General features: G+C 63.9%; 13 protein-coding genes and 1 tRNA gene. 8 read left to right on the forward strand and 6 right to left on the reverse strand.

The features are described from left to right. Nucleotides 1-23: 23 nt before the first annotated feature. A complete protein-coding gene (locus K408_RS0102735; RefSeq protein ID WP_024337259.1) occupies nt 24-1,814 on the reverse strand; it encodes a peptide ABC transporter substrate-binding protein in 1,791 nt (596 codons plus the stop codon). A gap of 288 nt (nt 1,815-2,102) precedes the next feature. Further along, nucleotides 2,103-3,521: a M20 family metallopeptidase gene (locus K408_RS0102740; RefSeq protein ID WP_024337258.1), complete on the reverse strand. Its 1,419-nt coding sequence runs from the start codon at nt 3,519-3,521 to the stop codon at nt 2,103-2,105. 289 nt (nt 3,522-3,810) lie between these two features. Between K408_RS0102740 and K408_RS0102745 the strand changes: the two genes are divergently transcribed. From K408_RS0102745 to K408_RS0102755, 3 genes are all read left to right on the forward strand, one after another. Continuing rightward, nucleotides 3,811-4,782, forward strand: coding sequence for a S1C family serine protease (locus K408_RS0102745; RefSeq protein WP_024337257.1), 972 nt, complete (start codon nt 3,811-3,813; stop codon nt 4,780-4,782). 24 nt (nt 4,783-4,806) lie between these two features. Then, nucleotides 4,807-5,877, forward strand: a complete 1,071-nt coding sequence (locus tag K408_RS0102750; RefSeq protein WP_024337256.1) for a carboxylesterase family protein — start codon at nt 4,807-4,809, stop codon at nt 5,875-5,877. An 81-nt stretch (nt 5,878-5,958) separates the two neighbouring features. Next, nucleotides 5,959-6,165, forward strand: coding sequence for a hypothetical protein (locus K408_RS0102755; RefSeq protein WP_024337255.1), 207 nt, complete (start codon nt 5,959-5,961; stop codon nt 6,163-6,165). 79 nt (nt 6,166-6,244) lie between these two features. On the opposite strand, the gene K408_RS0102760 is transcribed toward K408_RS0102755, so the two are convergent. Together K408_RS0102760 and K408_RS0102765 are read right to left on the reverse strand one after the other, a co-directional pair. After that, nucleotides 6,245-6,901: a DsbA family protein gene (locus K408_RS0102760; RefSeq protein WP_024337254.1), complete on the reverse strand. Its 657-nt coding sequence runs from the start codon at nt 6,899-6,901 to the stop codon at nt 6,245-6,247. A gap of 112 nt (nt 6,902-7,013) precedes the next feature. Continuing rightward, the gene (locus K408_RS0102765; protein WP_024337253.1) at nt 7,014-7,463 is read right to left on the reverse strand and encodes a PaaI family thioesterase; all 450 of its coding nucleotides are present in this window, start codon (nt 7,461-7,463) and stop codon (nt 7,014-7,016) included. A 103-nt stretch (nt 7,464-7,566) separates the two neighbouring features. Here K408_RS0102765 and K408_RS0102770 point away from each other — a divergent pair, with 103 nt between their 5' ends. Then, a complete protein-coding gene (locus K408_RS0102770; RefSeq protein ID WP_024337252.1) occupies nt 7,567-8,115 on the forward strand; it encodes a TetR/AcrR family transcriptional regulator in 549 nt (182 codons plus the stop codon). A gap of 81 nt (nt 8,116-8,196) precedes the next feature. Here K408_RS0102770 and K408_RS0102775 read toward each other — a convergent pair whose 3' ends face one another. Then, nucleotides 8,197-8,667 carry a hypothetical protein gene (locus K408_RS0102775; RefSeq protein ID WP_024337251.1) on the reverse strand — a complete coding sequence of 157 codons (471 nt, stop codon included), beginning with the start codon at nt 8,665-8,667 and terminating at the stop codon, nt 8,197-8,199. A gap of 200 nt (nt 8,668-8,867) precedes the next feature. Between K408_RS0102775 and K408_RS0102780 the strand changes: the two genes are divergently transcribed. Continuing rightward, nucleotides 8,868-9,149 carry a PsiF family protein gene (locus K408_RS0102780; RefSeq protein ID WP_024337250.1) on the forward strand — a complete coding sequence of 94 codons (282 nt, stop codon included), beginning with the start codon at nt 8,868-8,870 and terminating at the stop codon, nt 9,147-9,149. A gap of 95 nt (nt 9,150-9,244) precedes the next feature. Next, nucleotides 9,245-10,330, forward strand: a complete 1,086-nt coding sequence (locus K408_RS0102785) for an AbrB family transcriptional regulator (protein ID WP_024337249.1) — start codon at nt 9,245-9,247, stop codon at nt 10,328-10,330. 3 nt (nt 10,331-10,333) lie between these two features. Here K408_RS0102785 and K408_RS0102790 read toward each other — a convergent pair whose 3' ends face one another. Beyond that, a complete protein-coding gene (locus K408_RS0102790; protein ID WP_024337248.1) occupies nt 10,334-10,873 on the reverse strand; it encodes a disulfide bond formation protein B in 540 nt (179 codons plus the stop codon). A gap of 154 nt (nt 10,874-11,027) precedes the next feature. Between K408_RS0102790 and K408_RS0102795 the strand changes: the two genes are divergently transcribed. Together K408_RS0102795 and K408_RS0102800 are read left to right on the forward strand one after the other, a co-directional pair. Further along, nucleotides 11,028-11,112: transfer RNA gene (locus K408_RS0102795), tRNA-Leu, on the forward strand. A gap of 211 nt (nt 11,113-11,323) precedes the next feature. Next, on the forward strand, nt 11,324-12,694 hold the full coding sequence (locus K408_RS0102800; protein ID WP_006018774.1) for a tyrosine-type recombinase/integrase: 1,371 nt from the start codon (nt 11,324-11,326) through the stop codon (nt 12,692-12,694). Nucleotides 12,695-12,742: the final 48 nt, after the last annotated feature.

A 12,742-nucleotide genomic window follows, 5' to 3' on the forward strand; every position in this document is an offset into this window, starting at 1 on the left:
GAGGACCCCCGTCTAGCCTGCGATCAAGCCTCCCGGTACCAGTCCTGGATGTTGTCAGTCTCGTTCGCCCAGCCGCTCAGCGCTGGCCTCAGGGTGTTGGCCGCGGCTTCCACCTTAAGGCGATGCATCACCGGAATGAACACCGTGTCCTGCCAAAGCAGGTCGTTGCACTTGATGTAGAGCGCGGCGCGCTTGACCGGATCGGTTTCGGTCTCGGCCGCCGCAATGGCGGCATCATAGTCTTTGTTGACGTATCGCGGGAAATTCTGCCCCTGCCATTTGTTCTCCTTGGTGGCCACGTTGGCGGAGATGTAGCGGCGCATGTGCAACGCCGGATCCGGCTGCGTCATCGGGATCTGGAACTCCTCGATGTCGGCATAGAATTTGGGGTAGGTGTCGGGATTGGCAACGTCCGACGAGAAGAACACCGAGGCAACGACCGACTTCAGCTCCACATCGATGCCGGCCTTCTGGCAGGCCTGCTTGACGATCGCCTGGGTCTTCTGGCGCGGACCGTTGGTCGATGTCTGGTATAGAAGTTTGAACTTCTTTCCGTCTTTCTCGCGGATGCCGTCCGATCCGACCTTCCATCCAGCATCGTCGAGCATCTTCGAGGCCTTCTCGATGTTGAACTCCCACGAGGTGTTCTTGGAAACGAATTTCTCGGGACCGTTGAGGTAGTTGGCGGTGGTGCGGCCTGCACGACCGTAGATCGCCTTCTTGACGGACTCGCGGTCGACCAGCAAGGCAAGTGCCTTCCGCACATTCGGATCCGAGAGGATCGGGTGCTTGGTCTTCATCGACGACCGTTCGCCATCGACCTCGGTGTGCGGGTCGGTGAAGTTGATCGCAATGAACTCGATGTCGCCGCCGGTGGCGTAGACAGTCTTGCCCTTGCCGCCCTTCTCGAGGCGCAACAGGACGTCGTCCTCGACCTGCATGTTCCAGGCGAAATCGAATTCGCCGGTCTGGATCACCGCGCGCGCAGCGGAGACTGCATCACCGCCGCCCTTCATTTCGATCGTGTCGAAATGCGGCCGGTTGGGCATATGGTAGTCGGGATTGAGCTGCCCGCGGACCACATCGCCCGGCTTGAACTCCACGAATTTGTAGGGGCCGGTGCCCACGGGGGCCAGATTGTTCGGCGCCTCACGGGACTTCGAGCCCTTGTAGTCCGCGAACAGATGCTTCGGGAGAACGCAGCCATATGCGCCGACGAAGGCATTTGCCCAGAACGGCGTCGGAGTCTTGAACAGGATGCGAATCGAAAGATCGCTCACCTTCTCGACCGTGATCTGACCGTAGGTGCTGATGCTGACGGCGGCCGTTGCGGGATCGCTGGCATATTGCCATGTGAACACGAAATCGTCGGCGGTGAGCGGTTTGCCGTCGTGCCATTTGACACCCGGCTTGATTTTCCAAACCACCGATTTGGCATCGGCGGCGAGACCACCGTTTGCAACCGAGGGAATCTCTGCGGCCAGAATCGGATTGAGATTGCCGTCGGCGTCCCAGCTTGCGAGCGGCTCGTAGAACAGCCGCGACCCGTCCTGGTCCTTGGTGCCGGTCGCGAAATGCGGATTCAGCAGCGTCGGCCCCTGCCACCACAACAGCTTGAGAGGGCCGCCGCCCCCGCGCTTGGTCGGCTTATAGACAGCAGGACTCTGCGCCATGGCGACACCGCCGAGCGCGAGAATCTGGTTGGCCAATGGTGCGGTAAGACCGACAGCGGCCATGCGCTGGATGAAGGCGCGGCGATCCATCCGCCCATCCTTCACCTGGCCGATCATCGAACGCAGTTCTTTATCCAGCATGGTTGTCCCCCGTCTGGTTCCCATAGTGATGACAGCCGCCGAGAAGCACGGCAGCCCATTTGGCTGGCAGTAGATGGCACACCGAATGGGGCGCACGTCAACTGGGACCGTGTGTGTGCAAACGGTCTTCTGGCTGTCTGTTGGGCAAAACTTGCATTCCGCAGCCCATCCGTTCGGCAATCCGGCATCAAAACGTCCCGGATCGCGCGCTGCAGTGCGGAAAATTTGTTCGCCCGATCAGGCGAACATGAACTCGGAATTCTGGGGGTCTGGATCCAGATCTTGGATCTAGATCTTGGACATGTCGAGCGGCGGGGCGACGTGATCCGGCAACGGACAGACGTAAGGCGTCTTGGCCGTCCGCTTCTGAAGATCTGCCTTGGCCGCCTTGATCAGCTCCGGTTCCGTCAGTGCCCTGATGCCGAGACCCGCCATAGCCTTCGCCGCCTGCACCATCGCCTTGTGGGCATGCGGACTCTTGCCCTGCGCCACCACCTGCCAGGTGTGGAAGGGCGTCCCGATGGCAACGGTCGGTGCATGCACCTGCACCGTCGGCACCACCCAGCTCACGTCGCCGACATCGGTCGAGCCGACCAGCGGGTTGCGCTTGGCATCGAGCGGCACCAGAAAGTCGGCCAGCGGGCGGTCCGTCGGCTCCATGCCGATCGCGTAATAGACAGAGTCGATATCCTTGTCGCTCAGCGTTGCGCGGATCTGGCCAGCAAACCTCTTGTCCGCGTCGTCAAAATGCGGGGGTCCGAGCTCTTCCATCACCTGGTGCAGCGCCCGTTCCAGCGGCGCGTTCGGCAGGATATTGGAGACCGCGGAGATGATCTTCATCTCGACCTTGGTCTCTGTCATCAGCGCCGCGCCCTGCGCGATCTTGGACACGCGCTCGACCAGTTCGTTCATGCCGGGAAGATCGCGGGCGCGGATCGAATATCGCACGCGCGCATGGGCCTGCACCACGTTCGGCGCGATGCCGCCGGTGTCGAGCAGTGCATAGTGCACGCGCGCGTCGCTCGGCATGTGCTCGCGCATGTAGTTCACGCCGACATTCATCAGCTCGACCGCATCGAGCGCCGAGCGGCCGAGATGCGGTGAGGCCGCGGCATGCGACGTGCGGCCGGTAAAGATGAAGTCGGCGCGCGTATTGGCGAGCGACGGCGTGACCGCGACCTCCCAGAAGCTGTGCGGATGCCAGGTGATGGCGATGTCCGCGCCCTCGAACGCGCCGGAGCGCACCATGAAGGCTTTTGCCGCGCCGCCTTCTTCCGCGGGGCAGCCGTAATAGCGCACGCGGCCGGGCACCTTGTTCTCGGCCAGCCAGTCCTTCACCGCGGTCGCAGCGAGCAGCGCGGCGGAACCGAGCAGATTGTGACCGCAGCCGTGACCGTGACCGCCGGTCTCGACCGGGCGATGCTCGGCGACACCCGCCTCCTGGCTGAGGCCCGGCAGCGCGTCGTATTCACCCATGAAGGCGATGACCGGACCGCCCTCGCCCCACTCCCCCATCAGCGCAGTTGGAATGCCGGCGACGTTCTCGGTGATCCGGAAGCCCTGATGGCGCAGCTCGGCAAGATGCTCGGCGGCGGACCGCGCCTCGGTGTAGCAGACCTCGGGCATGCCCCAGACCCTGTCGCTGAGATCGATGAAACGCCCCTTGATCGTATCGATGCCACGCCAGATGTCGCTGCGGTTGTCCATGCTTGTCGTCCGTGATGTCTCGGCCAAACGAAGCGGCAAGCGTTAGCAGCTTCACTGCACGGCGCCTAGCACCTCCCCGGACACCAGCCATGCGGGCCATGTCGGATAGGCGCGGCCTGCTCGCCGAGCGCACGAACCGGTTGCGCACATTTCAAAGATTTCACCCGGCGTTCTCACGAATAGTTTGGAACGAGGCTTTCAAGACGGGATCGCCCGGCCTAAATTATGCTTGCTTCGTGCCTCGTTCCACCAGCCCTTCCGGAGCGATGCTCTCAGCCAGGAGGACTCCATGCCCGCTCTGACAGAATGGAGAGTGCCGCCGGCGAACCAGCCGCGCGCGAGCGACTATGGTTTCGATCTCGACCGCGCGCTCGCATCCGTCGTCGGCCTGCACGCCATCGTCCCGCCGGACGCCTTCAGCGCCGAAACGCTGGGCACCGAGCGCGCCGGCAACGGCGTCGTGATCGACGACGGGCTGGTGCTCACGATCGGTTATCTCATCACTGAGGCAGAGTCGGTCTGGCTGCACCGCGCCGACGGACGTGTGGTGGAAGGCCATGTGCTCGGCTTCGATTCCGAGACCGGTTTCGGGCTGGTGCAGGCGCTCGGCCGGCTCGACGTCGACCCCTTGCCGCTCGGCAACTCGGCCGAAACCCGGATCGGCGACCGCGTCGTGGTCGGCGGCGCCGGCGGCCGCACACGCTCGGTCGCCAGCCAGATCGTGGCCAAGCAGGAATTCGCCGGTTATTGGGAATATCTGCTGGATGAAGCCATCTTCACCTATCCCGCGCATCCGAACTGGGGCGGCACCGCGTTGCTCAACGAGCGCGGCGAGTTGATCGGCATCGGCTCCCTCCAGCTGGAGCGCGAACGCGACGGCAAGGCCGAGCACGTGAACATGATCGTGCCGATCGATCTGTTGAAGCCCATCCTGGAGGACTTGCGCAAATTCGGCCGCGTCAACAAGCCGGCGCGGCCCTGGCTCGGGCTCTTCTCGACCGAGATCGACAACCGCGTGGTGGTGATCGGGATCTCCGCCAACGGCCCGGCCGCCCGCGCCGAGCTCAAGACCGGCGATGTCATCCTCGCCGTGGACGGCGAGAAAGTCACGAGCCAGAGCGCCTTCTACAGGAAGATGTGGGCGCTCGGCCCCGCCGGCGTCGACGTGCCGCTGACCGTTCACCACGAGGGCGTCACCTTCGACGTCGCGGTGACCTCGACCGACCGCTTCAAGCTCCTGAAGGCGCCGAAGCTGCACTGATCACGAGGCTTGAGGAAGCGGGCGATGACCGAGGTCGTGGTGGACGACATCGTGGCCGTGCTGCCGCCGCTGCTCAATGCGCTGGAAGCGCTCGGCTTCCTCCAGCGGCATTTGCACCCGCCGGCTTTCGCCTCCGTGATGAACGCAATCGGCACACCGGACGAGGCGCTGCGAGCGGCCCGTGCGGCGATCGGCGACTGGCCGGAGCAATTCGCCGGCATCCGCGAGCGGCTCGACGCCGCCTGCAACGAGACGCTCGCCGCCTTTGCCGGAATTCGCGAGGTCGAGCGTGGCAATGGCGATCTCGTCGCCGTCTTTCGCGCGCTTCGCCATGTCCCGCGCGCGCAGGAGGCGCTCTATCCGCTGGCGGAGCAGTTTCCGCCGGTGAGCAGCTTCTTTCTGAACGACGCCAATCGGGAGAACCATGATGTGCTGTCGCGCCTGGAAGTCGGCGCGGGCGAGCACACCGGCATCTTCCACGATCACAATGAGCCCGGCAGCCGCGGCGGCTTCTCGGTCTATGTCCCCGAATATTACGTGCCCGATCGCGCCATGCCGCTGGTGATGGCGCTGCATGGCGGCAGCGGCAACGGGCGCGGCTTTCTGTGGAGCTGGCTGCGCGACGCGCGCAGCCTTGGCGCGATCCTCGTGGCGCCGACAGCGACCGGCCCGACCTGGGCGCTGATGGGCGACGACACCGACACGCCGAACCTCATGCGCGTCCTCAAGACGGTACGTGGACGCTGGAGCATCGATCCCACGCGCATGCTGCTCACCGGCATGAGCGATGGCGGCACTTTCTGTTACGTGAGCGGGCTCGAGAGCGCTTCGCCCTTCACTCACCTCGCGCCTGTTGCGGCGACCTTCCATCCGCTGCTGGCGGAGGTGGCGGACGCAACGCGCCTGCAAGGCCTGCCGGTCTTCATCACTCACGGCAAGCTCGACTGGATGTTTCCGGTGCAGACCGCACGCCAGACGCAGGCGGCGCTCTCCGCTGCGGGCGCGGATGTCACCTATCGCGAGATCGGTGATCTCAGCCACACCTATCCGCGCGAGATCAACGCGGAGCTGATGGCTTGGCTGAATAGGACGTGAACGATCCGTCCTTACCTGCGCCGTACTGCCGCGGAACCATCACTCCGGGCCGACGTTGTTGCCGGTCACCGGAGGTTCGCCATGCAGACTTTTTTCGGAATGATTTTGGGCGCGCTGCTGCTTGCGGGCGGCGTCTACGTCTATGACTCCATGCAGACGTCGTCGGTCGCCAACGGCGAGGTGGCGACCACCAATCGCACCATCGTGAACTGGGATGTTGCGAAGGCCGACTTTGACGCGCTGCGTGACCGCGCGCACAAGGACTGGGTCCGGATCTCGTCGAAATAATACCGACCGATCACCTGAAGAAGGCGCCGTCGCGAGTTCCGCGGCGGCGTCTTTTTTGCACACCCGGACGCCTTGCGCGTCAGTTCATCTTGGCCTTGCGCGCGTCGGCGATGACCTGCTCGAACTGGGCCATGGTGAGCACACCGGGCACGCGATACTTGCCGACGATGAAGGACGGGGTGCCGCGGAAGCCGAAGGCTTCGGCCTGCTCGTTGTTGCGCTTGAGGATGGCGTCGATGTCCTTGGCGTGACCGGCAAGATCCCGCTTCAACCGGTCCATGTCGACACCGGCAGCTGCCAGCAGCTCGTTGATGCGCGCCTCGGTCAGGCGCGAGCTGACGCCCATCATGGCGTCGTGGGCCTGATGGTACTTGTCCTGGAATTTCGCCGCGAGCGCGGTCCGCGCGGCCGTGACCGAGACCGGCCCGAGGATCGGCCAATCCTTCATCACGAGCCGCACCTTGCCATCGTCCTGGACGACCTGACGCAGTTCGGGCTCGAGCTTGCGGCAATAGGGACAATTGTAGTCGGACCATTCGACAATGGTGACGTTTCCGTTGGGATTGCCGGCGACGGGCGTGTCCGGATCGCGCAACACCTTGGCTTCGGTCAGCACCTCATCGTCGCTCGCGGCGCGCGCCAACGTGATGCCGCCCGCCGCTAAGCTGCCTGCTCCGATCAGCGTCAAGGCGGCGCGCCGCGTCGGCATGAGGCGCTCTTTCCCAGATCCAGCCATATCTCGTCCCGCGTCGGTTCCCCTGTCGCAAGTACGATTGGGGACCAGGAATTGTTACCGGTCATATAGAATGCCGCGGACGCGATTGCCACGCGAATCGGACCCGGCTCAACTAAGCTGCCGGGCGAGGCATGATCGCCATCCGGGTCCCGGTCATGGCCGCAATCAGCTTGGTTTTGCCGTCATGCTGGGCAAAGGCCTTGGCTTCGCAGAAGGTCAGCGTGCGGCCGGGCTTGATGACTTCGGCCCTGAAGACGAAGCGCTCGCCCCGGGCCGGCGCGAGCAGCGTCGTCTTGAACTCGACGGTGAGGATGTCGGCCTCGCGCGGCATCAAGGTAAAGGCGGCGACGCCGCAGGCATTGTCCAGGCCTGCGGTGATGATGCCGGCATGGACAAAGCCGTTCTGCTGGGTGAAGGCGGTTGCATAGGGCATCGCCAGTTCGACCCGACCCGGCGACAGATCCACGACCGACAGGCCCAGCGTGCGCATCGCCGGTTGGGCGGCAAACATCGCCGTCGCGGCGGTGAGGCACTCAGGGTTTTTCGGCTCGAACGCGGCCATCTCCTCCATCGCAATCCCTCCAGCTTTTCGTTGATACGGTAGCGTATCAAAGCCTTGTCGCGCTAGCAATACGGCACCGTATCAAGATCGGCGAGGCTTCCTCATGAGGGACGGCAAGGGTGATGTCTGGGTCGAGGCCGGATTTGCCGAGCTCGCCCGTTCAGGAGTTGAAGGCGTGCGGGTCGAGGTGCTCGCCAAGAACCTCGGCGTCACCAAGGGCGGCTTCTACCGACGCTTCGCCGACCGCGCCGCGCTGCTCAACGCCATGCTGGAGGTCTGGCGCGAGGGGCGCGTCGCCGCAATCGCGCAGCAGACAGGTCTCAACGGGCAAGCGCCCCGCGAGCGGCTAAGCGCGATCATCCAGCTTTACTCCGAGCGGCTCAATCCGGAAGGGATGGCAATCGAGCTTGCGATCCGGCAATGGGCTCGCTCGGACGAGAACGCTGCGGCCGCGGTGGCGAGCGTGGACGCAGCTCGGCTCAAGCACGTGGCCGAGCTCTATTGCGCAACCGGCCTTGCAGCCGAGCAGGCCGAGGCGCAGGCCTTCCTGTTCTACTGCTTCATCTTCGGCCAGAGCCTGTTGTTCGTCGAGCACGGTCCGCGCAGGCGGTCGCAGCTGGTGGCGAGATCGGCCGAGAAGCTGCTCGACTGAGCACGATCTGGAAAACCGTGCAGCAAAAATCAAACGAAATGGCCGGAGCGTAGCTCCGGCCATCATGTGTCAGATAGGAGCTCAGGCCGCGCCCTTCAGCTTCTTGGTGCATTCGCTGTAATAGCCGCCGCCCTTCTGGATCCACTTCAAGCCGCCATTGCCGTTGTTGGCCTTGTTGGCATTGTACTGGTCGACGCAGGTGTGCAGACGCGCCTTGCCGGGGGTCTCCTTGGCATATTTCGGATCGACCGCGTTCGGATAGATCGCAGGGCCAGCCGGCAGCGTCGGCGCGGCGGCAGGCTCCCCATCCTTCTTTGCCTGCTTCGGCTCCGCAGGAGCAGCCGGAGTAGCCGCGGCAGACGTTGCGTCTGCCCCGCACTGGGCCTTGCGGAAATCATTCCACTTCATGGTCCCGAGCGAGCCGTCCTTCTTGGCGGCCTGGTATTTCGCGCTGCACTCCTGCGCGGTCAGCGCCTGCGCTGGCGCGCCGGCCAGCAATGTCGCGACACCCGATGCTGCAATCGCGCACAACAATTTCGTCTGAATGGTCATACCTGGGTCTCCTGCTTGATCTTCCCCGACGGAAGTAAAACGAACATTTCTATCCTAGCGTGTCGTCCGCTTTCGACAAGGATGCGATGAGCTGCGTCGGCAAAATATAGTGACTCCCGCTACTCAACCATTCATGCCGCGTTCAGCAACCCAAGCCGACGTTCCCCGCCCCTCGCATTCTCGCGAAAAGAGTGCACCACATGATCTTTTCCTTTCGCCTCGCCGTCATCGCTCTCGCCTCCTTGCTGATCACCGGCGCCGCGTCTGCGCAGACGGCCGCGCCCGCTGCCAAAACCGATGCCGCTGTCACCACCGAGAAGAAGACGGCGATGGAGCGCTCGGCCGAGTCGCTCGAATGCTCCAAGCAGGCGGACACCAAGGGACTGAAGGGCAAGGAGCGCAAGAAATTCCGCCGCGAGTGCAAGAAGGAGGCGAAGGCCCGCACTGTCGCTCCAGCCGCTCCTGCGGCAGACAAGAAGTAAGACCGGATCCTTCGCGAGCACCTGTGAGAGGCTCGCGCATTGCGGCATGACGAGCCTGCAATTGTGCGCCTCCCGCCGATAGGCGATAAGGTGGCGTGAAGCAAATCACCGCCTCGCTGACGTTCGGATGGCCGAGCCGTGCCGTGATCCTGAGCACGCTGGAGACGCTCGTCATCGGCACCGCCGGCGGCCTGGTGTTTCTCGCCGCCAACCTTCCGGGCGGCCTGATCTCGGGTTCGATGATCGCGGTCGGGATGGCTGCAATCGCCGGCCGCCAGCTGACGCTGCCGCCGATCCTGACCCAGACCGTGCTGGTGCTGCTCGGCATCTCGCTGGGCTCGGTCGTCTCGCGCCATCTGCTGCAGCAGGTCGGCGCCTATCCCCTCACCATCGGGCTGCTTGCGCTCGCCACTTTCTGCTCGACGTTCGGCTCGAGCTATTACCTCCAGCGCATCCATGGCTGGGACCGCACCTCGGCTTTCCTGGCCGGCAGCCCCGGCGCGCTGTCGCAGATCACCATCCTGGCGGTCGAGCGCGGCGCCGACCTGCCGGGCATCGCGGTGGTGCAGACCATGCGCGTCATCATCCTGACCGCCGCGCTGCCGATGGTGCTGGCGATTGCGGACGTCGCGCCCTCTGCCTCACCATTGCTGACGACGACCATCGCGTCGCCGCTCGACCTGCTCGAACTGGCCGCCGCGTCGCTGGCCGCAGCGCTCGTCTTGCGGCTGATCAAATTTCCGGCGAGCTGGATGTTCGGCGCGATGATCGCCTCCAGCGTGCTGCATGGTGCCGGATGGGTCGAGGGCGGCCTGCCGGACTGGGTGCGCGGCGTGGCGCTGATCGGGATCGGCGCCCTGATCGGCAGCCGTTTCGCGCGAATGCGGGTCAAGACGCTCGCCGGCCACCTCGGCGCGGCACTGGGCTCGTTCGCCGTGGCCATCGTCGTCTCCGCCATCTTCGTCGGCATCGTGGCGTTGACCACGCAGGTGAAGCTCTCCGACGTCGTCGTCGCCTTCGCGCCTGGCGCGATGGATGCGATGCTGGCTTTGGCGCTGACGCTGCACATCGACCCGATTTTCGTCGGCGCCCATCACCTGTCGCGCTTCGTGTTCGTGACGATCGCAACGCCGGGCATCGTGCATCTGTTCGGACGCACGCAGGACGACGTGGACGATTGAGTCCTACCGCTTCGCCGTGCGCACAAATCCCCAGGCGGCGATCGCAGCCATCAGCAGCGAGATCAGCACGTTGTAGCCGGCGAGCGAGAGACCCAGGAAGCGCCACTGCACCTCGTCGCAGCGCACCACCTTCACGGTGTCGAGCTTCGAGAGCAGATCAGCCGCGCTGCCGAGATTGACGACGGGACCGGAGCAGTCGGTCGGCCCCTTCCAGAACCCCCATTCGACGCCGGAATGATAGACGCCCAGCCCTGCATTGGCGAGCGTCGCCAGGGCCAAAATCGCGAGCCCCCCCAGCAGCAGCGGTCGCGGCGCGCCGCTCCTCGCCGCCAGCACCGTGAGCGCACCGAGCGGAATCGCGAGGTAATAGGCATAGCGCTGCTCCAGGCAGAGTGGGCAGGGCAGTATCTCCAAGACGAGCTGGAAGAACCAGGCACCTGCGAGCGCGGCTGCGGCGATCAGCGTGACAAGCAGCGAGGCGGTCAGCGCGGGACCGGCGCTGGCCGGCTTGAATGCAGGTATTGCGGCACTCTGGGTCGTCACGGCAGCCTCTCTCGCATCTCTCGCGCTCCAGCCTCTAGCCCCGGTCCCCGCGGCTGTCGAGAACGTCCGGCATCACTTTGGCGCGGGTTGACCCCGCTTTGTCCATGGCTATAGTCCGCCCGCTTCGCGACGCTCCCTCATGGGCCGACCGAGGGCCCCTGTGGCGGAACTGGTAGACGCGCTCGACTCAAAATCGAGTTCCGCAAGGAGTGCTGGTTCGATTCCGGCCAGGGGCACCAACCAGGCTGTTCAAGCCCGTTCCGAAACGTCCGCAACCGTCCGCACCGTGCTCGGAAAGCCTTGAAAAATAGGCACTTCCGCGTACGTTCTAGTTCGTCACCGTTTGTTCTCCTCCGATCCCAGCCGCCCGATTTGCTGGTATTTTTGCTGGTATCGGGAGAACAAACGTTCACGGCGACTTTCGCTTTGCCGAATGAAGGAATTGAGCCGATGGGCGGCAAGAACGACGGCGCGTGCGCCAATCCCAAGCAGATTAAGACCGACGTCGACTGCCGCGCCGCCCGACCGAAATTCGACAATGGCGCGTGGAGTCCCGCTAAGATTTCCGACGTGACCGGCGGCTGGCTCTATCTCTTCGTCACGCCGGACGTGAGCAGGCCCGGCAACGCTGCCTCCAAGCTCTGGCGGATGGACTACCGTTTCCACGGCCGCCAGAAAACCTACTCCATCGGCCCCTACGGCAACGGCAGGGATGGCACGTTCTCGCTCGCAGACGCGCGGCGCGAGCGCGACAAGGCCAAAGACCTGCTCAAGGAAGGCAAAGACCCGAGCATCGAGAAGCAGCTCGACAAGCACAAGCAGGCCGCCGCCCGGCCTTTCGCGCAATGGGCCGATGAGTGGCTCGCCAAGAAGAAGGTGGAGAAAGTCAAGCGCGGCAGGATCGTCGCAGTGCGCGACCCCAAGACCGTCGAGGTGCTCGAGCTGCGCGTCGGCTACGTCAAGGCTCGCTTCGGCAAGCTGTGCAGGCAGGACATCAAGCGTCCCGACGTGCTCGCTTTCATGCGTTCATATGAAGCAGAGGGAAGGCTGGAAACCCGGGACCGAGTGCGCAGCATCGGCGAGCAGATCTGCGACTATGCCGACGTCGAAGGCGACGGCTACAATCCATTCCGCAACCTGAATGGACAGATGATTGCCAACATTTCGACGCCGCGTCCCGGTGTCACCGAACCACGCGACGTCACGCGCGTCTTCAAACTTATCAGCGCACCGTGGACGAGAGCGAGATTTGGTGACGTCGTTGGCCTTGCCTTGCGCTTCAATGCGCTGACCATTCCCCGCCCCGGCATGGTCAATGAAATGGAATGGGGCGAGGTCGATTGGGATGCCAAACGCTGGACTGTTCCAGCTCCCAAGATGAAGACCGGTTGGGACCATGTTGTGCCCTTGTCACGACAGGCACTCGCGATCCTGCGTAGCGTCCAGAAGCTGACCGGCCATCGCCGGTACGCGTTTTCCTGCTCGAAGGACGCGCCGCTATCAAACAATACGCTCAACAAGCGCTTGCGGCTGCTTGGCATTGATACCAAGACTGATCATTGTGCCCACGGATTCCGGACCACGTTCTCGACTCTATCTCACCACGAAGAGATCAAGGACGCCAAGGCATGGGATGGCGATGTCGTCGAGCTGCAGCTCGCACATCTCGATAACTCTACTGTGGAAGGTCTCTACAAGAAGCACGGACCCCTCGCGCTGATCGGCTCGCGCACGAAGCTGATGCAGCATTGGGCTGATCGGATCGACCACTGGCTCGATCCCAAGAAGGTGATGCCGATCAAGGGAGGCGCGCAGGCTTGAGTCGCCTATCATCAGGCCTGTTAAGTTGCCCAATTCAACCCGTCGCAA

Source organism: Bradyrhizobium sp. in8p8, from assembly GCF_000426845.1.
GTDB classification, from domain to species: Bacteria; Pseudomonadota; Alphaproteobacteria; order Rhizobiales; family Xanthobacteraceae; genus Bradyrhizobium; species Bradyrhizobium japonicum_C.